This is a genomic window from Pseudomonas sp. NMI760_13, from assembly GCF_021283245.1.
Lineage (GTDB): Bacteria > Pseudomonadota > Gammaproteobacteria > Pseudomonadales > Pseudomonadaceae > Aquipseudomonas > Aquipseudomonas peradeniyensis.
Genome location: NZ_JAJSRC010000009.1, coordinates 62,580 through 86,452, shown reverse-complemented (window position 1 = coordinate 86,452; position 23,873 = coordinate 62,580). Strand labels below are relative to the sequence as shown.

Annotated in this window: 21 protein-coding genes and 2 tRNA genes; 9 read left to right on the top strand and 14 right to left on the bottom strand. The window is 66.8% G+C overall.

Going from position 1 to position 23,873, the window contains the following annotated elements; genetic code table 11:
• Positions 1–17: 17 nt before the first annotated feature.
• The 6 genes from LU671_RS12170 to LU671_RS12145 all read right to left on the bottom strand — a co-directional run bounded on the left by LU671_RS12170 (position 18) and on the right by LU671_RS12145 (position 3,432).
• Entirely contained in the window at positions 18–386 is a 369-nt protein-coding gene (locus LU671_RS12170) for a hypothetical protein (RefSeq protein ID WP_050703980.1), read from the bottom strand.
• A complete protein-coding gene (locus LU671_RS12165; protein WP_203647798.1) occupies positions 383–727 on the bottom strand; it encodes a helix-turn-helix domain-containing protein in 345 nt (114 codons plus the stop codon). The genes LU671_RS12170 and LU671_RS12165 overlap by 4 nt, the downstream gene beginning before the upstream one ends.
• Positions 728–817: 90 nt before the next feature.
• Complete coding sequence (locus LU671_RS12160; RefSeq protein WP_050703978.1) at positions 818–1,258, bottom strand: YkvA family protein; 441 nt, start codon at positions 1,256–1,258, stop codon at positions 818–820.
• A gap of 279 nt (positions 1,259–1,537) precedes the next feature.
• Positions 1,538–2,260: an FKBP-type peptidyl-prolyl cis-trans isomerase gene (locus LU671_RS12155; protein WP_050703977.1), complete on the bottom strand. Its 723-nt coding sequence runs from the start codon at positions 2,258–2,260 to the stop codon at positions 1,538–1,540.
• Positions 2,261–2,452: 192 nt separating this feature from the next.
• A complete protein-coding gene (gene map / locus LU671_RS12150; RefSeq protein WP_232855778.1) occupies positions 2,453–3,232 on the bottom strand; it encodes a type I methionyl aminopeptidase in 780 nt (259 codons plus the stop codon).
• Positions 3,229–3,432 carry a ParD-like family protein gene (locus LU671_RS12145; RefSeq protein ID WP_050703975.1) on the bottom strand — a complete coding sequence of 68 codons (204 nt, stop codon included), beginning with the start codon at positions 3,430–3,432 and terminating at the stop codon, positions 3,229–3,231. Before LU671_RS12145 ends, map begins: the two co-directional genes overlap by 4 nt.
• A gap of 319 nt (positions 3,433–3,751) precedes the next feature.
• Between LU671_RS12145 and LU671_RS12140 the strand changes: the two genes are divergently transcribed.
• The 3 genes from LU671_RS12140 (at position 3,752) to nirD (ending at position 10,913) form a co-directional block, all read left to right on the top strand.
• A complete protein-coding gene (locus tag LU671_RS12140; protein WP_232855777.1) occupies positions 3,752–7,732 on the top strand; it encodes a bifunctional nitrate reductase/sulfite reductase flavoprotein subunit alpha in 3,981 nt (1,326 codons plus the stop codon).
• A gap of 260 nt (positions 7,733–7,992) precedes the next feature.
• Positions 7,993–10,545, top strand: coding sequence for a nitrite reductase large subunit NirB (gene nirB, locus LU671_RS12135; RefSeq protein ID WP_232855776.1), 2,553 nt, complete (start codon positions 7,993–7,995; stop codon positions 10,543–10,545).
• Positions 10,545–10,913: a nitrite reductase small subunit NirD gene (gene nirD / locus LU671_RS12130; RefSeq protein ID WP_232855775.1), complete on the top strand. Its 369-nt coding sequence runs from the start codon at positions 10,545–10,547 to the stop codon at positions 10,911–10,913. The genes nirB and nirD overlap by 1 nt, the downstream gene beginning before the upstream one ends.
• A 55-nt stretch (positions 10,914–10,968) precedes the next feature.
• Here the strand turns inward: nirD and LU671_RS12125 are convergent, their stop codons facing one another.
• On the bottom strand, positions 10,969–11,394 hold the full coding sequence (locus LU671_RS12125) for a DcrB-related protein (protein ID WP_203647804.1): 426 nt from the start codon (positions 11,392–11,394) through the stop codon (positions 10,969–10,971).
• Positions 11,395–11,525: 131 nt separating this feature from the next.
• Here LU671_RS12125 and pcaQ point away from each other — a divergent pair, with 131 nt between their 5' ends.
• From pcaQ to LU671_RS12110, 3 genes are all read left to right on the top strand, one after another.
• Entirely contained in the window at positions 11,526–12,458 is a 933-nt protein-coding gene (gene pcaQ / locus LU671_RS12120) for a pca operon transcription factor PcaQ (protein WP_232855774.1), read from the top strand.
• A 63-nt stretch (positions 12,459–12,521) separates the two neighbouring features.
• Positions 12,522–13,214, top strand: a complete 693-nt coding sequence (locus LU671_RS12115; RefSeq protein ID WP_232855773.1) for a DUF1266 domain-containing protein — start codon at positions 12,522–12,524, stop codon at positions 13,212–13,214.
• Complete coding sequence (locus tag LU671_RS12110; RefSeq protein ID WP_232855772.1) at positions 13,211–15,856, top strand: J domain-containing protein; 2,646 nt, start codon at positions 13,211–13,213, stop codon at positions 15,854–15,856. The genes LU671_RS12115 and LU671_RS12110 overlap by 4 nt, the downstream gene beginning before the upstream one ends.
• Here LU671_RS12110 and LU671_RS12105 read toward each other — a convergent pair.
• The 3 genes from LU671_RS12105 to LU671_RS12095 all read right to left on the bottom strand — a co-directional run bounded on the left by LU671_RS12105 (position 15,850) and on the right by LU671_RS12095 (position 17,879).
• Entirely contained in the window at positions 15,850–17,556 is a 1,707-nt protein-coding gene (locus tag LU671_RS12105; protein ID WP_232855771.1) for a molecular chaperone HscC, read from the bottom strand. The genes LU671_RS12110 and LU671_RS12105 overlap by 7 nt on opposite strands.
• 157 nt (positions 17,557–17,713) lie before the next feature.
• Positions 17,714–17,790 (bottom strand) — tRNA-Asp (locus LU671_RS12100).
• 13 nt (positions 17,791–17,803) lie between these two features.
• A tRNA-Val gene (locus LU671_RS12095) sits at positions 17,804–17,879 on the bottom strand.
• Between the two features lie 216 nt (positions 17,880–18,095).
• Here LU671_RS12095 and rdgC point away from each other — a divergent pair.
• Positions 18,096–19,016: a recombination-associated protein RdgC gene (gene rdgC, locus LU671_RS12090; protein WP_232855770.1), complete on the top strand. Its 921-nt coding sequence runs from the start codon at positions 18,096–18,098 to the stop codon at positions 19,014–19,016.
• A gap of 3 nt (positions 19,017–19,019) precedes the next feature.
• Here rdgC and LU671_RS12085 read toward each other — a convergent pair whose 3' ends face one another.
• Together LU671_RS12085 and LU671_RS12080 are read right to left on the bottom strand one after the other, a co-directional pair.
• Positions 19,020–19,472, bottom strand: a complete 453-nt coding sequence (locus LU671_RS12085) for a protein YgfX (RefSeq protein ID WP_232855769.1) — start codon at positions 19,470–19,472, stop codon at positions 19,020–19,022.
• On the bottom strand, positions 19,456–19,710 hold the full coding sequence (locus LU671_RS12080) for an FAD assembly factor SdhE (protein ID WP_028690159.1): 255 nt from the start codon (positions 19,708–19,710) through the stop codon (positions 19,456–19,458). Before LU671_RS12080 ends, LU671_RS12085 begins: the two co-directional genes overlap by 17 nt.
• A gap of 133 nt (positions 19,711–19,843) precedes the next feature.
• Between LU671_RS12080 and ygfZ the strand changes: the two genes are divergently transcribed.
• Both ygfZ and LU671_RS12070 read left to right on the top strand, forming a co-directional pair.
• Positions 19,844–20,785, top strand: coding sequence for a CAF17-like 4Fe-4S cluster assembly/insertion protein YgfZ (gene ygfZ / locus LU671_RS12075; protein WP_203647810.1), 942 nt, complete (start codon positions 19,844–19,846; stop codon positions 20,783–20,785).
• 55 nt (positions 20,786–20,840) lie between these two features.
• Positions 20,841–21,647 (top strand): HDOD domain-containing protein, encoded by an 807-nt coding sequence (locus LU671_RS12070; protein WP_050703963.1) that lies wholly within the window; start codon positions 20,841–20,843, stop codon positions 21,645–21,647.
• A gap of 107 nt (positions 21,648–21,754) precedes the next feature.
• Here the strand turns inward: LU671_RS12070 and LU671_RS12065 are convergent, their stop codons facing one another.
• Together LU671_RS12065 and LU671_RS12060 are read right to left on the bottom strand one after the other, a co-directional pair.
• Positions 21,755–23,134 (bottom strand): sensor histidine kinase, encoded by a 1,380-nt coding sequence (locus LU671_RS12065; RefSeq protein WP_203647811.1) that lies wholly within the window; start codon positions 23,132–23,134, stop codon positions 21,755–21,757.
• A complete protein-coding gene (locus LU671_RS12060) occupies positions 23,127–23,798 on the bottom strand; it encodes a response regulator (protein WP_028690163.1) in 672 nt (223 codons plus the stop codon). The genes LU671_RS12065 and LU671_RS12060 overlap by 8 nt, the downstream gene beginning before the upstream one ends.
• Between the last annotated feature and the right edge of the window lie 75 nt (positions 23,799–23,873).

The window sequence follows — 23,873 nt, the reverse complement described above, 5'->3', positions numbered from 1 at the left end:
AGCCTACAGCCCCGATTTCAGGCTTCTTCCGGGTAGCGATACTCGAACACCCGCACCACTTCCGAGGCATGCCAGGATGCCGCTTCCATGCCATCCACCGGTCCGGAAAACCGCCCCAGGCGCTCGACGCACTCGAAGAACCCGGTGCGTGGCAGGCGACTGGCCCCCTGGCTGATCACCAGCGAGCTGCGCAGCGGCTGCTCGGCGCGGGCGTCGAGCGTCGCCAGGTACTCGAGGGCCGCCGTCAGGGTCTGCATGGCCGGGCTGGGCAATTGCAGACGCTCGAGCAGCGCACGGTAGGTGAGCAGGTGGCGTTGACGGCGGGCCAGGTCGAGCTCGGTCAGCAGGCTCTGCCACTGCTGACGGCTGATCCTGACCTGGCTCATGACGGCTCGCTCCAGCCGGCCACGCCCAGGTGCCAGGCCAGGCTGCGCAGGATCGCAGCGTCCGGGCGGCGCTCCCCGGACTCGATCATCGCCAGGTAGGCCGGGCTGATGCCGACACTGCGTGCCAGTTGCTCCGGGGCCAGGCCCTTGGCCTGACGCAAGGACGCCAGCTGGTCCAGGGAGGACTGGCTGGCGCTCGGTTGAGTGCTCTCGTTGTGACTGACTGAGTCGGGAGCTACGGCCGGCGCCTGGCCTGCGGCCGCCAGCAACTTCTGATATTGCTCCCAGGGAACCACTGCGTACTCGGGCTGACCGTCCCGGCTGATGACCTGAATACCCATACAACCCCCTTGACGTTGGATTACGGCATGTAATCCGTAGGCATAACCCTTATGCCAATTATATTACCAACCTCGGGGGTCTGTGCGGAATCAGCTGCCGGGCCGTTCGAGACGCAGGGCCTCGGGAGTATCAGGCAGGCGCTCGACCACCCGCAGCCGTTCCGGCGACTGGGCATCGCGCCAGGCCTTGAAACGGCCCAGCTCATCGGCCACGGTCTTGAGCACCCAGCCCAGCACGGCGATGTCATCGAGCAGGCCGACACCCAGCAACCAGTCGGGGATGGCGTCCAGGGGGCTGACGAAATACAGCAGCCCGGCAACGATGGTCACCAGCGCCCTGGGGCTGACGGCGCGGTACTCGCCACGCCACCAGGCCAGGCACAGCGCCTGCATCAGGCGCAGGTCCTCGCGTAATTGGCCCAGCTTCGGCCCCTTGCGGGCCACCGCGAACAACAGGGCCGGCAGGCGGCCACGACTGAGCAGGCGCTCGGCCAAGGGCAGGAAGCGGGCGAAATTCCAGGGTGCGCTCATGGGACCTCCAGAGGAGCAGGGGTTATCCACATTTATTGTGGATAACCTTGTGAACAGGGCGACATTGGCGCCGCGTGGTGCCCGCCGGGCAAGGGCCAGGTACGAATCGGGCGTTTTTTACACAACCGTTTCAATCGCGCAAACGTTTTGCGACACCGGCACCCGTGTCTGCGCGGCTACTGCTTGCGACAGTGAATGACGCCGACGGTTCGCGTCAAGCCGGACTGAAAACGACGACGCCCCGTCGAAACGGGGCGTCTTCTTGCAACGGGCCGGGTATTACTTGGCCGGTGCCTGGTCGGCCTTGGCCGGATCCTTGATGGCAATCAGTTCCAGGTCGAAGACCAGGACCGAGTTGGCCGGGATCAGCGGGCTCGGGCTCTGGGCGCCATAGGCCAGCTCAGCCGGGATGTACAGCTTGTACTTCTCGCCGACGTGCATCAGTTGCAGACCTTCGACCCAGCCCGGGATCACGCCGCTGACCGGCAGGTCGATCGGGCTGCCGCGCTCGACGGAGCTGTCGAAGACCTTGCCGTCGGTCAGCTTGCCTTCGTAGTGGACGGTGACCACGTCGGTCGGCTTGGGTTGCGGGCCGTCGGCCTTCTTGACCACTTCATACTGCAGGCCCGAAGCGGTGGTGATCACGCCAGGCTTCTTGGCGTTTTCCTCAAGGAATTTCTTGCCGGCGGCGGCAGCTTCCTCGCTGGCCTTGGCCAGGCGTTCTTCGGCGCGCTTCTGCAAGGCGGTGAAGGCTTCGACCAGCTCTTCGTCCTTGATGCGCTGCTCTTTCTTGCCTACCGCGTCCTCGATGCCCTGGGCGACGGCTTTCGAGTCCAGGTCGTCCATGCCTTCCTGGGCCAGGCTCTTGCCCATGTTCAGGCCGATACCGTAGGAGGCCTTCTGTGCCGGAGTCTTCAGCTCGACGCTGCTGGTCTGGGCGTCGCAGCCCGCGAGGACCAGGCCTACCAGGGCAACCGCGGCCGCCAAACGATGCTGTTTCATGTAATTTCCTTGTTCATGCGCCATGAGGGCAATCAGGGTAAAGCCGCGAGCTTAGCAGGCGGCCGCGACCAATGGCTACCGGCATAAGAGCGGGTTGCGCGCAGGAAGTTCCTGGGTGAAAGGTTGTTCATCCTCGGCGCTTGAAGCCAATGGCCAGTATTGACGGTTCAAAGGCGTGTTGCCGGAAGAATTTCATACAACCCGCTGCTCTTCCTCTCGCAGCGTCAGCACCTCGAATCCGCTCTCGGTCACCGCCACCGTGTGTTCCCACTGCGCCGACAGGCTGTGGTCGCGGGTGATCACCGTCCAGCCATCGCGCAACCCGCGCGTGCCGCGCCCGCCCTGGTTGATCATCGGCTCGATGGTGAACACCATCCCCGCTTGCAGCGGCATGCCCAGGCCGCGCTGGCCGTAGTGCAGCACCTCCGGCGCCTCGTGCATCTGCCGGCCGATGCCGTGCCCGCAGTACTCGCGCACCACGCTGTAGCCGGCGGCCTCGGCGTGGGCCTGGATGGCATGGCCAATATCGCCGAGCGTCGCGCCGGGGCGCACCTGCTCGATGCCCTTCCACAAGGCGGCATAGGTGGTGTCGACCAGGCGCCTGGCCTCGTCGCCGATCTGGCCGATGCAGTACATCTTCGACGAGTCGGCAATGTAGCCGCCCTGCTCCAGGGTGATGTCGACGTTGACGATCGAGCCTTCCTTGAGCACCTCGTCGACCTTGGGCATGCCATGGCAGACCACATGGTCCACCGAGGTGTTCAGCGAATAGGGGAAACCGTATTGGCCCTTGCTCGCCGGCCGGGCCTTGAGGGTTTCGACGATGAAGGCCTCGGCGCGGTCGTTGATCTGCATCGTGGTCACCCCGGGGCGAATGAAACCGTCGAGGTCGGCGAACACCCGGGCGAGCAGTTGGCCGGCGTTGCGCATCAGCTTGAGCTCGGCGGCGTCCTTGAGGATGACCTTGCTCATTGCAGCAACTCCTTGAGGTTGGCCTGTTCCTGGCGCAGCAACTGGCGCAGCAGTTCCTGGTAGGTCGCTTGCGGGTGCAGCTCGGCCAGCATGCCGATGCGGATCCAGTGCTCGGCCTGGGCGTTGATCGAACGCGACAGCGCGGCGCTGGCCACGCGCAGGTCTTCGTGGAGGTCGTCGGAGATCTTGACGATGCCCATGGTGCAGTTACTCGCATATATGAAACGTATGTGAATCATATACTCATCCAATTGCATGTGCCATCCGCTGGTGCGTGGCTCCCCGTATCGGTGCACGCCCATCGCGGGGCAAGCCCGCTCCCACGCGTGCTCACCTGCGGGGCGTGGGAGCGGGCTTGCCCCGCGATGACATGGCCCGGGATTTGCTGCCCATACGCCATCGAGACCATCAACGCCGATGGTCCCCTCCCATCACGACGAAGGCGCCGTGTTGCCCCGCTTGCCGATTGGCAGGCCAGGCAGCCGGCGCCTTTGCCATTTCATCAGCAGGAGATCGCCGATGAGCGACAGCCAAGTGCGCAGTGTGTGCCCGTATTGCGGGGTCGGCTGCGGCATCGTCATGCACGTGAGCGATGGCAAGGTGGTCAAGGTCAGTGGCGACAAGCAGCACCCGAGCAACTTCGGCCGCCTGTGCACCAAGGGCCAGAGCGCCCATGTGCCGCTGCAGGCCGGGCGCATGGCCCACGCCTTCGTGCGCGACCAGCGCAACCAGCAGCCGGCGCGCCGCAGCCTGGACACGGCCATCAGCGAAACCGCCGCGCGGTTGCGCGCGATCATCGACACCCATGGCGCGGATGCCGTGGCCTTGTACGTGTCCGGGCAGATGTCGCTGGAAGCCCAGTACCTGGCCAACAAACTGGCCAAGGGATTCATCGGCACCCGCCATATCGAGTCCAACTCGCGGCTGTGCATGGCCAGTGCCGGCAGCGGCTACAAGCAGTCGCTGGGCGCCGACGGACCGCCGGGCAGCTACCAGGATTTCGAGCGTGCCGAGGTGTTCCTGGTAATCGGCGCGAACATGGCCGACTGCCACCCGATCCTGTTCCTGCGCCTGCTGGACCGGCTCAAGGCCGGGGCCAGGCTGATCGTCGTCGACCCCCGGCGCAGCGCCACCGCCGACAAGGCCGACCTGTTCCTGCAACTGCGTCCGGGCACCGACCTGGCGTTGCTCAATGGCCTTCTCTATCTGCTGCATGCCAACGGCCACACCGACGCGGATTTCATCGCCCGCCATACCGAGGGCTGGGAGGACCTGCCGGCGTTTCTTGCGGACTACACCCCGGAGCGGGTCGCGGCCATCACCGGGTTGGACGAGGCCGACATCCGCGCAGCCGCCCGCCTGATCGGCGAGGCCGACGAATGGATGAGCTGCTGGACCATGGGCCTGAACCAGAGCATCCACGGTACCTGGCACAGCAATGCCCTGTGCAACCTGCACCTGGCCACCGGCGCCATCTGCCGCCCCGGCAGCGGGCCGTTCTCGCTGACCGGCCAGCCCAACGCAATGGGCGGCCGCGAGATGGGCTACATGGGGCCGGGCCTACCGGGCCAACGCTCGGCACAGGTGGCGGCGCACCGCGCCTTCGTCGAGCGGCAATGGCAGCTGGCGCCCGGCACGTTGCGCAGCGAGGGAGGCGAAGGCACCGTGGCGCTGTTCGAACAGCTCAAGAGCGGCGAGGTGAAGGCCTGCTGGATCATCTGCAGCAACCCGGTGGCCAGCGTCGCCAACCGCCAGCAGGTGATCGACGGCCTGAACCAGGCGCAACTGGTGATCAGCCAGGACGCCTTCCTCGACACCGAGACCAACCGCTACGCCGACATTCTCCTGCCGGCGGCGCTGTGGGCCGAGGGTGAAGGGGTGATGATCAACAGCGAGCGCAACCTGACCCTGATGCCCCGCGCCGTCGAGCCACCCGGCGAAAGCCTGGAAGACTGGCGCCTGATCGCGCGCATCGCTTGTGCCCTGGGCTACGCGCATGCCTTCGACTACCCCGACGCCGAGGCGGTGTTCGATGAGATCCGCCACTTCCATAACCCGGACACCGGCTACGACCTGCGCGGCATCGACTATGCCGGACTGCGCGCCAGCCCCCGGCAGTGGCCCTGCGCGCCGGGGCGCGAGGATGACCGCAGCCCGCTGCGCTATCGCAACGACGAACACGGCCAGCCAGCGGCACTGGCCTTTCCGACCGTCAGCGGCAAGGCGCGTTTTCATGCGCGGCCCTGGCTGGCGCCCGCCGAGCTGCCGGACGACGCCTACCCCTTTGTCCTCAACACCGGCCGCGTGCAACACCAGTGGCACACCCTGACCAAGACCGGCAAGGTCCCGAGCCTGAACCGGCTCGAGCCCGGCCCCTTTGTCGAGATCCACCCCGACGATGCCCGGCGCCTGGGCATCCGCGACAAGGACCAGGTGGCAATCCGTTCACGCCGTGGCCAGGCGCTGCTGCCGGCCCGTCTCAGCAACCGGGTGCTGCCTGGTGGCTGCTTCGCGCCGTTCCACTGGAATGACCTGTACGGCGAGCAGTTGGCGATCAACGCGCTGACCAGCGACGCCGTCGACCCCACCTCGCTGCAACCGGCCTTCAAGTACTGCGCCGTGACCCTCGAACGGGTCGCGGGCGAACGCATCGAGGCCCTCGACCTGAACGTCGCCATTCCTTCGGAGCCCGTCACCATGCCGACCGCCACCCTCGCCCGCCTGCTGGGCCTGGAGACACAGCCTGCCCCGGTGCTTGCCGAGGAGGAGCGGCATTACCTGCAAGGTTTCCTGCTCGGCCTGCAACAGGCGCGGGCCGAAGGCGTGCCAAGCCTGCCGGCTAACGCACCGCTGGCGCCGCCCCGACGCCTGTTCGTGGATGGTCTGCTGGCGGGGCTGTTCGCCCAGCCTCAGGCACAGGCAGGATTACCTTGCCATCGCGTGCTGTGGGCCTCGCAGACCGGCAACGGCGAGGCGCTGGCCGAGCGCTGCGCTAAACGCCTGCGCGAGGCAGGGCTGAAGGTGGAGCTCAGCAGCATGGAAGGTGTCAGCCCGGCGCAACTGCGCGGCTGCGCCAGCGTACTGCTGATTGCCAGCACCTTCGGCGACGGCGACGCCCCGGACAGTGGCGCCTCGTTCTGGCAGGCCCTGCAGGGCGCGGGCGACGTCGATTGCGTCAAGCTGCCCTATGCGGTACTGGCCCTGGGCGACTCCAGCTACGACCAGTTCTGCGGCTTCGGTCGCAAGCTCGACCAGCGCCTGGCGGAACTGGGCGGCCAGCGCCTGCTGGAGCGGGTCGACTGCGAGCCGGATTTCGATGCCGCATTCAGTGCGTGGCTCGAGGCCCTGCTGGCGGCCCTCGGCACAAACACCCCCGCGACATCGGCACCAGCAACCGCCGAATCTCACGGCAGGCACCAGCCATGGCCTGCGCGCCTGGTGCAGAACCGCCTGCTCAACGGCCCCGGCTCGACCAAGGAAACCCGCCAACTGGTGTTCGACCTCACGAGTAGCGGCCTGGACTATCAGCCCGGTGATGCCCTGGGCGTGTGGCCGCGCAACTGCCCGGCGCTGGTCCAGGAGCTGCTCAGCCTGATGCAACTCGATGGCCAGGCCGTGGTCGAGCTTGAAGGTCAGACGCCGATGCCCCTGAGCCTGGCGCTGGAACGGCATCTGGAGATTGCCCGTGTCACGCCACGACAGCTCGAAGCGCTCAGCGAAAACGCACCCTCTCTGCAACAGTTGTTGCAGCCTGAGTGCAAGACCGCGCTCAAGGACTGGCTATGGGGCCGGCAACTGGCCGATGTGCTGCGCGAGTTTCCCCGGCAATGGCCACTGAGCCGTTGGCTGACCTTGCTCAAGCCCTTGCAGCCGCGGCTGTACTCGATCAGCTCAAGCCCCAAGGCGCATCCCGGGCAGGTGCACCTGACGGTGTCCACAGTGCGCTACGGTGAACGCAAGGGGGTCTGCTCGGCCTTTCTCGCCGACCGTGCTGCGGACGTCGAAGTGGCCATCTTTGCCCAACCATCCAGACACTTCCGCCTGCCCGACGACGACGGCACGCCCATCGTAATGATCGGCCCCGGCACCGGCATCGCGCCCTTCCGGGCGTTTCTCGAAGAACGCCGGGAACGCGCTGCGTCTGGCCGCAACTGGCTGTTCTTCGGCGAGCAGCACGAGGAGCACGACTTCTACTATCGCGAGCAGTTGCTGGCTTGGGAAGCACAGGGCCATGTGCGCCTGAGCACCGCGTTCTCCCGCGACCAGCCGCAGAAGATCTATGTGCAGCAACGCCTGCTGGAACAGGGCGCCGAACTGTGGCGCTGGCTGCAGGACGGCGCGCATGTGTATGTCTGTGGCGATGCCCAGCGCATGGCCCGGGATGTGGATGCGGCCTTGCGCCAGGTGGTGGCGCAGCACGGCGGCCTGGACGAGGCCGCGGCAGCGGCGTATGTCGAAGGGCTGGGGCGGGACAAGCGCTACCGGCGGGATGTGTATTGATGCACCAAGGTGGTGAGGGCTGCACCCTGCTTGTGCGGCCGCACCACCTGGCCAGCACACGCCCAAAGCTGCAACCCTTGTGGGAGCGGGCTTGCCCCGCGATGACCGGAAGCCTGGCACACTCCCTGCTTCACCCAATGCACAACAGCCCCAACGACCAACGGCGGTCAACAGGGGCCTCACACTGATGAGTACAGGCAAAGGCGCCTGGAGCTTCGGCTCCAGGCGCCTTTTTCGTTTTCCGTGATCGAGGATCGGCTATGCAGGCAACAGCGAACGAGGCACAACGAGCACGACTGGTCATCGTCGGCAATGGCATGGTCGGCCATCACTGCGTCGAGCAGTTGATCGAACGCGGCGCCACGGCACACTTCGAGCTGCATGTGTTCGGCGAGGAGCGCCAGCGCGCCTACGACCGGGTGCACCTGTCGGAGTATTTCACCGGCAGCTGCGCCGAGACCCTGGCCCTGTGCGCCCCGGACTACTACAGCCGCCACGGCGTGCACCTGCACCTGGGCGAAGCGGTGCTGGACATCGATCGCGAGCGCCAGGAACTGCTCACCGCCGAGGGGCGCCTGGGCTACGACCAGTTGATCCTGGCCACCGGCTCCTACCCGTTCGTGCCGCCGATCGAAGGCTCCAGCGGCAATGCGCGCCTGGTCTACCGCACCCTCGAGGACCTCGACGCGATACGCGCCGCCGCCGCGGATGCCCGGCGTGGCGTGGTGGTCGGTGGCGGCCTGCTCGGCCTCGAGGCGGCCAACGCCCTCAAGTCCCTGGGCCTGGAGGCGCATGTGGTGGAATTCGCCCCACGCCTGATGCCGGTACAGCTGGACAGCGAAGGCGGCGCGGCGCTCAAGGCACGGATCGAGGCCCTCGGCGTGGGCGTGCACCTGTCCCGCGCGACCCAGTCGATCAGCGCTGGCGAGCAGTACCGCTACCGGATGAACTTCGACGGTGGCGAACACCTGGAGACCGATCTGATCGTCTTTTCCGCCGGCATTCGCCCACAGGACGCCCTGGGCCGGGCCTGTGGCCTGGAGATCGCCGCGCGCGGAGGTGTTGTGATCGACAACCAGTGCAAGACCAGTGATCCGCGGATCTTCGCCATCGGCGAGTGCGCGTCGTGGAATGGCAGCGTGTTCGGCCTGGTCGCCCCCGGCTACGCCATGGCGCGCAACCTGGCCGCGCGGCTGCTGGGCGAGGCGGCAGACGACTTCACCGGCGCCGACATGTCGACCAAGCTCAAGCTGCTGGGCGTGGATGTCGGCTCGATCGGCGATGCCCACGGCGCCACGCCCGGCGCACGCAGCTACCGCTTCATCGACGAGGCCAACAGCGCCTACCGCCGGCTGGTGGTGGATGCCAGCGGCAAGCAGGTGCTCGGCGCGGTGCTGGTGGGCGACAACAGCTACTACGACACCTTGCTGCAGTATGCCCAGAATGGCATCGCCCTGCCGGCCGACCCGGCCGCGCTGATCCTGCCGCAAGGCGGTGGCGCGCCGGCCCTGGGCGCCGATGCGCTGCCCGACAGCGCGACCATCTGCTCCTGCCACAACGTCAGCAAGGGCGCGGTGTGCGCCGCCATCGACAGTGGTTGCGCCGACCTTGCCGCCGTCAAGGGCTGTACCAAGGCCGCCAGCGGCTGTGGTGGCTGCGCAGCCCTGCTCAAGCAGGTGTTCGAACACGAACTGACCGCCCGTGGCGTGACGGTAGACAAGAGCCTGTGCGAGCACTTCGCCTACACCCGCCAGGAACTCTACGCATTGGTGCGGGTGGAGGGCATCCGCACCTTCAGCGAGCTGCTCGAACGCCATGGCAAGGGCCACGTGGGTTGCGACATCTGCAAGCCGGCGGTAGGCAACATCCTCGCCTCGTGCTGGAACCAGCCGATCATGGACCCGGCGCTGGTGCCGCTGCAGGACACCAACGACACCTTCATGGCCAACATGCAGAAAAACGGCACCTACTCGGTGGTGCCGCGCATTCCCGGCGGCGAAATCACCCCGCAAAAGCTGATCGTGATCGGCCAGGTGGCGCAGAAATACGACCTCTACACCAAGATCACCGGCGGCCAGCGCATCGACCTGTTCGGCGCCCAGCTGCATGAACTGCCGCTGATCTGGGGCGAGCTGATCGCCGCCGGTTTCGAGACCGGGCACGCCTACGGCAAGTCGACGCGCACGGTGAAATCCTGTGTCGGCAGCACCTGGTGCCGCTATGGCGTGCAGGACAGCGTGGCCATGGCGCTGCGCCTGGAGGATCGCTACAAGGGCCTGCGCTCACCGCACAAGCTCAAGTTCGCGGTGTCCGGCTGCACCCGCGAATGCGCCGAGGCGCAAAGCAAGGACATCGGCGTGATCGCCACCGACAAGGGCTGGAACCTGTACGTGTGCGGCAACGGCGGCATGCGCCCGCGCCACGCCGAACTGTTCGCCACCGACCTCGACGACGAGACCCTGGTACGGCTGATCGACCGCGTGCTGATGTTCTACATCCGCACCGCCGACAAGCTGCAGCGCACCTCGGTATGGCGCGAGGGCCTCGAAGGCGGGCTCGACTACCTCAAGCAGGTGGTGATCGACGACAGCCTGGGCCTGGGCGCCGAGCTCGAGGCACAGATGCAACTGGTGGTCGACCGCTACGAATGCGAATGGGCCAACGCCCTGGGCGATCCGGAAAAGCTCAAGCGCTTCCGCACCTTTGTCAACGACCAACGCGCCGATCCGGATGTGCACTTCGTGCGCGAGCGTGGCCAACGCCGACCGGCCGCGCCGCTTCAGCTGATTCCCACCCACGAGGAAGCAATGTGATGAACCTGTCCAACACGGCTTTAGCAAGTGAAATCCGCTGGCAGGCGGTGTGCCAGGCCAGCGACCTGGTCGCCGACTCCGGGGTGGTGGTGTGGCACGAGGGCAAGCAGGTGGCGTTGTTCTACCTGCCTGGACACGGGCGGGAGCTGTACGCCGTCGGCAACCGTGACCCACGCTCGGGCGCGAACATCATCGGGCGTGGGCTGGTGGGCAGCCTGGGAGCAACCGTGGTGGTAGCGGCACCGCTGTACAAGCAACATTTCTGCCTGCAAAACGGTAACTGCCTGGAAGATCCGACACAGCGCTTGCCGGTGTGGCCGGTGCGTATCCGTGGGATGACGGTCGAACTGGGACAGAGATTCAGATAACGATCAGCCTGCCGGGGCATGCCCCCGGCCAGTGCCCGGCTCTTGCCGCGGGTAATCAGTTCAGCCGCAAACCTGCCTTGATGGCTTCCCAATGGGCCAGATCAACCGCCTCCAGTGGTGTTTCCTTGCTATAGCTGACTGCCACGAAACGGGCCTGCCCGCTTGGCGCGTAGGCCAACTGACGCTGGTACGAGACCACTTCGCCGCGCTTGAATTGCAGGCTGACTTCCAGGCCGTGGATGCCGCGATCGACGCCTGCGCTGACCGGCTGTGGTTCGCTGATGACCGCCCCCAGGCGCTCACGCAACTGCGCCAGTTGCTGCTGGTAAAGCGCCTCCAGCGTCTGCCCGGCCGCCAGCGGACTGCGGGCGATCACCAGGGTGGTGCCACGCTGACGGAAGGTCAGCATGTTCATGGTGGTGTCTTCGGGCGTTTCATCGCCCAGTTCAAGGACCAGGTCCTGGGTCAGGTAGGCGGCCATAGCGCTGCTCCATGCATCGAAGCGGCACACGCTAAAGGTTCGGGGCTTCGCCTGCAAGGGAGGAACCGCCGCCCAGTGACGAAGATCACCCAGACGTTGCAGGTCTGGCCCGCACGGATACACTGCCGGGCATGAACCTCGATACCCGCATCAAGTTCCGGCACCTGCTGTGCTTCCTGGAGATTGCCCGGCAGGGCAGCCTGGCCAGAGCCGCCGACGTGCTTGCGATCAGCCAGCCGGCGATCTCCAAGACCCTCAAGGAACTGGAGGAGCTGCTCGAGGCACGCCTGTTCGAGCGCGGCCACAACGGCGTGACCCTGACCCCGGCCGGCACGCGCTTCATGCGCTACGCCGGCCCCAGCGTGCAGGCGTTGCGCGACGGGGTCGGCAGTGTCCGCGGCGAGGCGCGAGCGCCGTCGCAGGTGCGCATCGGCGTGCTGTCGACGGTCGAAGGGCTGCTGATGCCCGAGGTGCTGTGCCGCCTGCACCAACGTCACGAGGCGTTGCTGATCAGCGTGGTGACCGGGGCCAGCGCCCAGTTGCTCGGCCAGTTGCACCTGGGGGAGCTGGAACTGGTGGTCGGGCGGATGACCGACAGCCCGCAGATCCAGGGGCTGTCGTTCGAGCACCTGTACAGCGAGTCGATGACCCTGGTGGTGCGGCCCGGGCATCCACTGCTGGCGCAGCAGCCCGTCGAGCGCAGGCAGGTCGGTGATTATCCGCTGGTGCTGCCGCCACCGGGGACGACCATTCGCCAGCATGCCGACAGCCTGTTCGTGCAATGCGCGATCCCGCTGCCGGCACAGCGCCTGGAAACCTTGTCGCTGGCCCTGAGCAGGCGCTATGTGCTGGGCAGCGAGGCGGTCTGGGTGGCGCCACGGGACGCCGTGCTGATCGACTTCGGGCGTGGTGAGTTGGCCGAACTCGACCTCGGTGTGCGCGAACCGGGCGGGTCGGTGGGCATCTGCCGCAATGCGGCCCTGCCCCAGAGCCTGCCGGCGCAATGGGTGTGCGAGGTGCTCCGCGAGGTGGCCGAGGCCTATCGACTCGGGACCTATCCCTGACAACCCGGCAGGCATCTTCCTATACAATCCCCGCCAGTTCCCCGCGCCTCCAGGACCCCTTTCATGGACGAAACCGCGCAGCACTGGCTGCATGCCCTCTCCGCCCCCATGGCCGCCCTCAACGGCGCCAGCTACACCGCCCCCGACTATTTCGAGGGCGAAGACCAGACCGACCTCGAGCGCTGGTGGGGCATCAGCAACCGCGCCCAGTTGCTGGACATGCTCAGCATGGCCGACAACGGCCACGCCACCGAGATGAGCGAGGCCTACTGGCAATACCAGCGCTGCCTGCCCAGCCAGTGGCAAGCCCTGCTCGACACCCTGTCTCCACGCGAGCGCATCCGCCACGAATACGCCGCCCGCACCTTCCCCGACTGTGGCCCGGGCGGCACCCGGGCCTGGGACCTGGGGCGCATGGGTTTCCTGTTGCGTGCCGGCGTCAAGAAAGGCCTGATCGATCGCGACGAGAGCCTCTACCTGCACTATCGCCTGGCCCTGCGCGCCCGCCATTACTACAACCGCTGGGACGGCTACCTGGCCGGCTACCTGTTCGGCAAGGCGCTGTGGAATGCCAGCGACAGCAGCGACGAGACCCTGGCCGCCAACCTCGAGCGCCAGGGCTGCGAGCACTGGAATCGCTGCATCGTGCTCAACCTGCGCCTCGGCGCCCATGACCTGCTGGCCGGGCTGCCCTGGGACATGCCCCTGCCCGAGCCCGCACGGCCCACCACGCTGGAAGAGGACTGCTGGTCATGAGTTGCTGGATTCGCCTGGGGATCGAACCGACCCAGGACCTGGACACCATCCGCCTGGCCTATCGCGGCCGCCTGCCCTCGCACCACCCGGAAACCGACCCCGAAGGTTTCCAGGCGCTGCGGGCAGCCTACGAGGAAGCCCTGCGCCTGGCCCGCGAGCAGGCGCCCAGCGAGGCTGAGCCAACACTCGAAGAGAATGCCCCTCATCCAGCACTCAAGCAGTTCCACACCCTGCTTGAGGAGCCGTCCCTGCGCTTCGACCCACAAGCCTGGCAGCGCTTTATCGCCGAACTGGACGAGTTGCCGCTGGACGAACTGGACGACCTCGGCTGGCAACTGCTGCACACCCTGCGCGACTGCGGACCGCTGTCCCACCACTGCGCGGGCCTGCTGGCCCGGCGCCTGGGCTGGGCCGAACAGCTGCTGCGCCTGGACGACCGCCACGAAGTGGAAGCTTTCCTCGACCGCCTGGAAGAGCCCGACCCCTTCGACACCGCCTGCATGCGCGACTGGCCGGCCAGCGCACAGATGGAAAGCCTGTGGTATTTCCGCAGCCTTGAATACTGCTACCAGCAGCGCCCACTGTTCGAATACGAGCAGTTCGCCGGCGTGCATACCTGCCTGGCCATGCCGGATGACCCGGCCCTGGTGCAACGCCTGCTGGTGCAATTCTGCCAGGCCGGCATCGCCAGCAGGACCTTCCACGACCTGCTCCAGGCGCGCCAGCAACAGGCCCCGGACGATGCCGACCTGCTCTACCTGCTGGCCCGCCAGGCCGATGCCCTGGGCGCCGAGCAACAGGCCCTGGACTGCTGGCTGCGGCTGTACCGCGAACACCAGCACCCCCAGGCCGAACGCTGGCTGATCGACCTCTGCGCCCGTCACCAGCCCCAGCGCCTGCCGTTGCTGATCCAGGCCTTCGACCGCCTGCACACCCCGGCCGGCTGGCCCGCCGAGCTGGACGACCCCGCGCAGAACTGGGGCAGCCCCGGGCAATCCCCGCAGACCCTGGCGCGCTGGTCCGAAGCCTCGCGCCTGGAGCTGCAAGGCATCGCCGCGACCTTTGTCGACTGGCGGCTGGACGGCGACGACGAACTGCCGCTGCTCGCCTGGCTGTTGCAGGACCCGCAGGACCACGACCTGCACCGCCTGTACTGGCAGGCCTGGGCGCTACAACGCGGGGAAGCCGGCCTGCTGCGCCAGGTTCTCGCCCAGCCCCTCGCCGAAGATGCCCTCGACGCGCTGATCCTCGAAGGCTTCCAGCGCCAGGCCCGCCAGCAACTGCACTGGCTTGAACAGGCCCCGGTGGTCAAGGCGCTGGTGGATTTCTGCGCCAGCGACGACCCGGTGGCGGCCCTGCCCGAGGCCTTGACCGAGGACGCCATCCGCCCGGTCTGTCGCGAATGGCTGCGGCGCATGCGGGTCTACCCGGCCCACGCCCTGCATGCCCTGAATGTGCGCTTCGACATGCGCCGCCTGTTCACCACGCCGTTCGCCTTGCAACTGCAGGGCAACCTCGCCGAGACCGGTGTGCTGCTGCCGGCGATGCCTGAAGGTGAGTCGCTGTGGAACTGGCATCGCCAGCAATTGTTCATGCTCGCCCTGCTGGAGCAGCCGTCACGCTGGCTGACCCTGATCGACCCGGCCCTGCCGAGCCAGCTGCACTACCCGGCCGGGCATCCGTTCGCCCCGCTGCACGCCCTGCTCTGCCAGTTGCTGCCCAGCCCCGACGGCAGCAGTGGCCTGCTCGGCAGCCTGGACACCCGCGACCCTGTACAGGCGGTGGTTTCAGCGCGGTTGCTGACCCTGCATCAAGCCCTGAACAGCACACGTCTACCGGATGCAGCGCAATTGCTGGCCTGCCTGGAGCATGACGATGGCAGCCTGGGCAACGACCATCCTCTGGGTTACCTGCTGTTTTGCGCCGTGCTGCACCATGACCGCTCCCTGGACACCGAGCAGCGTGAACGTCTGCGCCAGCGCCTGGAAGCGCTGGCCCCGCAGGACGAATGGTTCGAGGCGCTGCGCAACGGCTTGCTGCAAGGCAAGACCAAGCATCCACCGGCCGAACTCGCCCATGCCCACGGCGTCGACAGCCGTGCGCTCAATGACGTGCTCGACGCCCTGGACAGCCTGTACAACGATTGCGCGCCGCCGAAGCTGCGCGCCCTGCGCGCCTTGCAGAAGATCAAGGACGACCCGCAGCAGGACCCGGGCCTGCGCTGTGCAATCATGGCCGTGCTGTCGTGGAGCGAGCGCATGCTGCGCAATGCCCTGCAGCACCCTCCGGCGAAATTCTGGGCCGTATGGAAGCTCAATAGCCGCCTGAACCGCTCAGGATTCGCCTTGAACCTGGCCGCCGCCGCCCTCTGCGCCAGCATGATGCTCACGCTGCCGGTGTTGATGCTGGTCACGGTGCTGTTGTTGATCAGCGCCTTCCTCAGGCGCCTGCGCGACCTTGGCCAGGGTATCCCGGCGCTGATCCTGCTGCTCGTGCTGAGCAGGGTGCTTCCGGTACTGCCGCTGTTGCTGCTGGGGCTGCCCGGTGACCGGCTGCCGAACCGCTACGGCTCGCAACCGGGCCAGCAGGCGCTGCTCGATGACAGCCTGCAGGCTACCCTGCGGCGCCTGAACGGTCAGTAGCGCAGCTCGTCGAGCGCCTGGCTCAACGCCTGGCGCTCACGGCTGATCTCACCGGCCTGCTGCCCGGCGAGCACGGCGTTGAAGGCGTCCAGCCAGTTGCCGATCAGCTCGCGCTCGTCGCCCAGGCTCTGCATCCAGGCCCGCTCCAGGCGGGCCAGCAGGGTACGGTTGGGCAGCGTGTCGCGCGGGTGGATCTTCAGCCGCGCCAGGCGCTCTTCACTGGCCAGGCGCGTCTCGGCATCCAGCCCGGTGGGGCTGCGGTCGATGCTGTGGCTGTGCTTCTGGCCGCTTTCGAGGAAGGTCACATCCACTTCCAGCAGACCGTTGATGTCGTAGCTGAAACGCACGTCCAGCGACTGGATCTCGCCGGTCGACTGCAAGGGGATCTCGAAACTGTCCACCAGGATGTTGTCGCGCACCCACGGCCGCTCGCCCTGGTACACGGCGATGCGCACGAACTTCTGCTCCGGGTGGCTGCTGTAGAAGCGCTGCACCTTCGAGGTGGGGATCACCGTGTTGCGCTCGATGATCGGCGAGAACGCGCCGGTGACGTCCTCGCCCCGGGACGAGGCCACACCGAGGGTGTAGGGGCAGACATCGGTCAGGATCAATTCGTCGATGGCCGCGTCGCGGGCCTTGCAGGCGGCCTGGCTAGCCGCGCCGAGGGCGACAATGGTGTCCGGGTCAAGGTGCCGGTACGGCAGGCGGCCGAACAGCTTGGCCACCAGTTGCTGCACCTGCGGCATGCGCGTGGCGCCGCCTACCAGCACCAGGCTGTCCAGCTCGCGTGGGCTCAGCCGGGCATCGCGCAGGGCCTGCTCGATGGGCGCACGCACCCGGGTCAGCAAAGGCGCCCAGATCGCCTGCAGCTTGAGGTCGTCCAACCGCCACTCGCGGGGCTGCACGCCATCGTGCCAGTCCAGCACGCGGCTGCCCTCGCCCGCCTCGCGCTTGAGCTGTTCGATGGCGTCATGCAGGCTGGCCAGGGCCTGGGGGGCCAGCTCCTCGACCTTGAGGTTCCAGTCGCGCAGGCAGGCCTGCAACAACGCTTCGGTGAAATCCTCGCCGCCCAGGTAATTGTCACCGGTGGAGGCATGCACCTCGATCAGCGGCAAGGCGTACTCCAGCACGGTGACATCGAAGGTGCCGCCGCCCAGGTCGAACACCAGGGTGCGCTCGAACTTCTGCTCGTGCAGGCCATAGGCCATGGCCGCGGCGGTCGGCTCGTTGATCAGCCGCTGGACCTTCAGCCCGGCCAATTCAGCCGCGAACACCGTGCGCTTGCGCTGCTCGTCGCTGAAATACGCCGGTACCGAAATCACCGCCTCGTTGACCGCGCAGCCCAGGTACGCCTCGGCATCCTGTTTCAACGCACCCAGCACCAGTGCAGACAATTCTTCAGGCGTGAATCGATGCTCCCCCAGCGTGTAGCGCTTGTCGCTACCCATGAAGCGCTTGAACGCCGCCGCGGAGCGCTCGGGGTGCGTGGTCAATCGCGCCCGGGCGGCCTGGCCGACCAGGATCGAGCCGTCGTCATCGACACTGACCACCGAAGGGGTGAGCACTTCACCCACGGCATTAGGGATCAGCCGGGCTTCACCGCCCTGCCAGACGGCAATCAGGCTGTTGGTGGTGCCGAGGTCGATACCGAGCAGTGGCGTGGAATGGGTGGGGGCGTTGGAGAGGCTGGCATCCTGCATGATCGGTCTCTGGCTTGCGATAGGAACCGACGCGGGGCCTGCTGGCCACATGCGGCGGACAGGGGCATTCTGGCGCAATGCCAGAAACAAAAAAAGCGACCCTAAGGTCGCTTTCTCTGTTGCTTCCGGGTGTTCAGTGGGCCCTGGAAGCTAAATATGGCGCGGCGGACGGGACTCGAACCCGCGACCCCCGGCGTGACAGGCCGGTATTCTAACCGACTGAACTACCGCCGCGCTATACATCGAGTGGTGGGTGATGACGGGATCGAACCGCCGACCCTCTGCTTGTAAGGCAGATGCTCTCCCGGCTGAGCTAATCACCCTTCGTCTCGGTGTGGCGCGCATTCTACGGAGGACCTCCTACCCTGGCAAGCACTTTTTTCAAAATTTCTGAAAAAAATTTCCAGGCCTTTCAAAGACCTAGCCGCGCCGCGATTTTCTTCCTCTCTATATGACTGCTGGCCCTATGACAGGGTTGGCCTGGAACCGCCCCTCGGAGAATAATGCCCGCCTTATGTATTAAGGAGAGATTCCCCCTCATGTGGTTCAAGAACCTGCTGTCCTATCGCCTGACCCAGGAAGTACCGTTCGAGGCCGAGGCCCTGGAGGCCGCCCTGGCCAGCAAGCCGGCCCGCCCCTGCGCCAGCCAGGAACTGACCACCTACGGTTTCGTCGCGCCGTTCGGCAAGGGCGAGGACGCCCCCCTGGTCCACGTCAGTGGCGAGTTCATGCTGATCGCCGCCCGTAAGGAAGAACGCATCCTGCCCAGCAGCGTGGTCAACGACGCGGTCAAGGAGAAGGTCGAGGAGATCGAGACCGAGCAGATGCGCAAGGTCTATAAAAAGGAACGCGACCAGATCAAGGACGAGATCATCCAGGCCTTCCTGCCGCGTGCCTTCATCCGCCGCTCGATGATCTTCGCCGCCATCGCCCCGCGCCTGGGCATGATCCTGGTCAACTCGGCCAGCGCCAAGCGCGCTGAAGACCTGCTGTCGACCCTGCGTGAAGTGATCGGCTCGCTGCCGGTGCGCCCGGCCACCGTGAAGATCGCGCCGAGCGCGACCATGACCGACTGGGTCAAGTCGCAAAAGGCCGCCGAGGGCTTCTTTGTCCTCGACGAGTGCGAACTGCGCGACACCGCCGAGGACGGCGGCATCGTGCGCTGCAAGCGCCAGGACCTGACCAGCGAGGAAATCCAGCTGCACCTGAGCACTGGCAAGCTGGTCACCCAGCTGGCCCTGGCCTGGCAGGACAAGCTGTCGTTCGTGCTCGACGACAAGATGGTGATCAAGCGCCTGAAGTTCGAGGAACTGCTGCAGGAGCAGGCCGAGCAGGATGGCGGCGACGAGGCCCAGCAACAGTTCGACGCCAGCTTCCAGCTGATGATGATGACCTTCACCGAGTTCCTGCCAGTGCTGTTCGAAGCCCTGGGCGGCGAAGAGATCCCGCAGGGGGTCTGAGGGTCAGGCCGGCGCGGCCCAGCGGCGCCGGCTGAACTTCAGGCGCACCCGCAATCGCCGGTGCGCCTCACGATCCAGTGCGTCCCTGGGGATGCACTGGCTCTGGCTGAACCTGTGCCCCTTGGGCACGAACCGCAGTACCACCAGGTTGGGCAGTGCGACGCTGTCCCTGCACAGGCGCGCCAACTGCCAGCCCCGCGCGCGGCTATATAGAAGCCAACCACGTGGGTCACGGCGCAGGCCGGTGATGGCCTCGGGGTGTATCAGCAGGATTCGCCGGGGAATGGCCCAGCAGGCGTGGGCAAGACAGGCGATGACCAGCAGGCCGCGCAGCCAACCGGGCAGCGCCATCAGCGCGAGGGTAAGCAGTGCCAGCGCCAGGCTGGCGAGGTAGGCCGTCAGCAGCAGGCGCGAGCCTTGCCAACGGCACTCGAAGCATTCACTTGGGCTGGACACGGTCCAGGATGATGCGAACCATGCGCTGCAGCTCCGGGTCTTCGGACTCGCTGCGTTCCATGAACCAGCCGAACATGTCCTGATCCTCGCAGGTCAGCAGGCGACGATACAGCTCGCGGTCGGCTTCGCTCAGGCTCGGGTAGACCTCCTGGGTGAAAGGTACCAGCAGCACGTCCAGTTCCAGCATGCCGCGGCGGCTGTGCCAGAAAAGCCGGTTGAGTTCAGTTTGTTCGACCATGGGGCCCTCCTCGAGTGGTCGCGCAGTATACCGTGCAGCGGACAAAGCGGCACAAGGCGTTGGTCTAGTCACCTACCTATTTTGTTACCGGCGTTCTATGATGGCCGCCAGTCTTTAGCTACCGCGATGACCCATGGCCGATTCCGCTTTCTTCTGTACCCTCTCCCATGAGGGCATCCTCGCCGTCCGCGGCTCCGACGCCGGCAAGTTCCTGCAAGGTCAGCTGACCTGCAACATCAGTTACCTCAGCGACGAGCACGCGAGCCTTGGCGCCCGTTGCATGGTCAAGGGGCGCATGCAGTCGAGCTTCCGTATCCTGCCCGAGGGCAATGGCTACCTGCTGGCCATGGCCAGCGAACTGCTCGCGGCGCAGCTTGCCGACCTGAAGAAGTACGCGGTGTTCTCCAAGGCCACGCTGGTCGACGACAGCGCCGCCTGGACGCGCTTCGGCCTGCAGCAGGGCGACGCCGCCCTGCAGGCGCTGGGCCTGTCCGTGGCGGACGAGGCCGGCGCGACCGCCCGACATGATGGGCTGATCGCCGTCCGCGCCTCGGCCGGCCGGGTCGAACTGTGGGCGCCTGCCGACCAGGCTGCCGCCGTTGGTGAAAAACTCGCAGCCTTGCTGCCTGAGGGCACGCTCAACGACTGGCTGCTGGGCCAGGTCCGCGCCGGCATCGGCCAGGTCATGGGCCCGACCCGCGAGCTGTTCATCCCGCAGATGATCAACCTGCAGGCCGTCGATGGCGTGAGCTTCAAGAAAGGCTGCTACACCGGCCAGGAAATCGTCGCCCGCATGCAATACCTGGGCAAGCTCAAGCGCCGCCAATATCGCCTGGCGCTGGCCGAGACAGCGGTACCCCAGCCGGGCGCCGAGATCTTCTCGCCGACCCACGGCTCGTCGGTCGGCGAAGTGGTGATCGGGGCCAGCACCGGCAGCGCCGTCGAACTGCTGGCCGTGCTCAGCGCCGAGGCGGTGGCGGACGACAACCTGCACCTGGGCAGCCTGGAAGGCCCGCGCCTGACGCTGCTCGACCTGCCTTACGAACTGGACCGCGACCGGGAAATCCAGCGCTGACCAGCCCGCCCCGGCTTTATGCCGGGGCAGCACCACCTTTGCCGTAGAGAAGTCCATGAACAAGCTGGCCGAGAAGGTCCAAGCGCAACTGCTCGCCGCCATCGACCGGGACGACCTGGTCCTGCCGACGCTGCCGGAAGTCGCCCTGAGCATCCGCGAAGCCGCCGAAGACAGCGAGATCAGCGTTTCCGCCCTGAGCAAGGTGATCGGCCGCGACGCCGCGCTGTCGGCCCGCCTGATCAAGGTGGTCAACAGCCCGCTGATGCGCGCCGCCGTCGAAGTCACCGACCTGCACACCGCCATCACCCGCCTGGGCATCAACTACAGCTGCAACCTGGCCATCGGCCTGGTGATCGAGCAGATCTTCCATGCCCGCGCCCCGGCGGTGGAACACAAGCTGCGGGATATCTGGGCCAACAGCCTGGAAGTCGCAGGCATCAGCTATGAACTGTGCCGACGCTACACCCAGCTCAAGCCCGACCAGGCCACCCTCGGCGGCCTGGTGCACCAGATCGGCGCCCTGCCGGTGCTGATCTATGCCGAGGAGCACAACGAGCTGCTGTCCGACCCGATCTGCCTGCATTTCGTGATCGAGCAGATCCAACCGGTGCTGGGCGACAAGATTCTCAGCGCCTGGGAATTCCCCGAGCAGTTGGTCAATGTGCCCAGTCAGGTGCAGGACCTGGACCGGCGCACCGACCAGATCGACTACATCGACATCGTGCAGATCGCCCGCTGCATCAGCCAGCGCGAACGCAGCCGGCCCCTGGCCGCCCTGCCCGCCTACCGCCACCTGGGGCTGCCCTATGGCACCGAGCTGGATATCGCCGAGCTGCTGGATGCGCGCAGCATGCTGCGCTGATCGAGCCCCGTATGCGCCGCCCCCTTCGCGGGTAAACCCGCTCCCACAGTCACCAGCCTCCCTGTGGGAGCGGGTTTACCCGCGAATAGGGCTGTAGGGACAACACATCAATCCGCGATAAAACTCACCCGCACCTTCAGCCCGCCCCGCTCGCCGTCGTGCAGGCTGATCTGCGCCAGGTGCGCCCGGCAGATCTCGCCGACGATGGCCAACCCCAGCCCGCTACCCTGCGCGCTGCGTCGGTAGAAGCGCTCGAACACCCGCTCACGCTCGTCCTCGGGAATCCCCGGCCCGTCGTCCTCGACTTCGAGCACGGCCGGCGCCAGTACCCGCAGGACTACGTCGCCACCGGGCGGGGTGTGGGCCAGGGCATTGTCCACCAGGTTGCTGAGCAGTTCGTTGAGCAAGGTCGGCTCGCCCTTGAGCCACACCGGCGCCTCGGCCTCCAGCGCCAGGGCGACGCCGCGGGCATGGGCCAGGGGCGCCATGGCCATGCCCAGTTCGCGGGCCAACTGGCTCAGGTCCAGGCGCTGGGCGCCGCCCTCGGCGATGGCCCGGGCGCCGTTCTCCACCCGTGCCAACGACAGCAGCTGGTTGGCCAGGTGGGTGAGTCGGTCGGTGCCCTGGGCCGCTGCCTCCAGGGTCTTGCGCCATTCATCGGGCTGCTGTGAGCGCAAACCCAGTTCGACCCGCGCCTTGAGCGCCGCCAGCGGCGTGCGCAGCTCGTGGGCGGCGTCGGCGATGAACTGCGCCTGGCGCTCGAACTGCCCCCGCAAGCGCTCGGTGAAGTGATTCAGCCCGCGCACCAGCGGCCCCAGCTCGCGCTGCACCTGGACCACCGGCAGAGCACGCAGGTCGTCCGGCTGGCGCTCCTCCACCGCCGTGCGCAAGCGCTCCAGCGGGCGCAGCGCGGCACTCACCGCGAACCACACCATCACCAGCGCGCCGAAGGCCAGCATGCCCAGGCGCAGCAGGGTGTCGGCCATCAGCCCGCGAGCCATGCGCACCCGTGCCTCCTCGGTCTCGGCCACGCGGATCTCGGCCATGCCGTTCATGTTCGGTTCGCTCACCGCCTTGAGCAGGCTGACCACGCGCACGTCCTGGCCCAGGTAGGTGGCGTTGTAGAAGCGCGCCAGCGCCGGATAGTCGTCGGTGCGCGGCGTGCCCGGCGGCGGAGGCGGCAGGTTCTCGTAGCCGGAAATCAGCTTCTGGTGGATGTCCAGCACCTGGTAGTAGATACGCCCGGCACTGTCGTAGGCAAAGGTGTCCAGGGCCACGTAGGGCACATCGGCGCTGAGGGTGCCGTCGCGCTGCGACAGGCCGGCGGCGATGGTCCGTGCCGACGCCAGCAGGGTCCGGTCATAGGCGGTGTCGGCGGCCTCGCGACCGTTCCAGTAGGCGCTCAGGCCGCTGGCCAGCATCAGCACCACCAGCAGCAGCGCCAGGTTGCCCAGCAAACGCCCGCGCAGGCTGCCGTTGTCACGCATCGCGGTGCTCGAGCAGATAGCCCAGGCCACGGAAGGTGACGATGGCCACCGGGTGGCCGTCGAGCTTCTTGCGCAGGCGGTGGATGTAGATCTCGATGGCGTCGGGGCTGGCCTCCTCGTCGAGGCCGAACACCTGGGCCGCCAGCTGTTCCTTGCTCATCACCCGGCCAGGGCGGGCGATCAGCGCCTCGAGCACGCTCTGCTCGCGCTGGGTCAGGGTCAGCGGCTCGCTGCCCAGGCTGAAGCGCCGGGTATCCAGGTCGTAGACCAGCGGGCCGCAGCGCTGCTGGCGCTCGCCACCAAGCACGCTGCGGCGCAGCAGGGCCTTGACCCGCGCTTCCAGCTCGGTCAGCTCGAAGGGCTTGGCCAGGTAGTCGTCGGCGCCCAGGTTCAGGCCGTGCACACGGTCCTTCACATCGCTGCGGGCGGTGAGCATCAGCACCGGCAAGGTCTTGCCGCGTCCGCGCAAACGCGCCAGCACCTCGAAACCGTCCAGCCGCGGCAGGCCGACATCCAGCACTGCCACGGCGTAGTCCTCGCTGGCCAAGGCCAGGTCGGCGGCCACGCCGTCATGCAGCACGTCCACGGTCAGGCCCTGGCTCTTGAGGGCCTGGGCCACGCTTTCGGCCAGTTGCAGATGGTCTTCGACCAGCAGCACACGCATCGGATTCTCCCTGTTCGGCTGGGCTTTTTGCGCGGAGTGTAACCCCGTGGCGGGTGCTGTGAAGCCCTCGCCGGA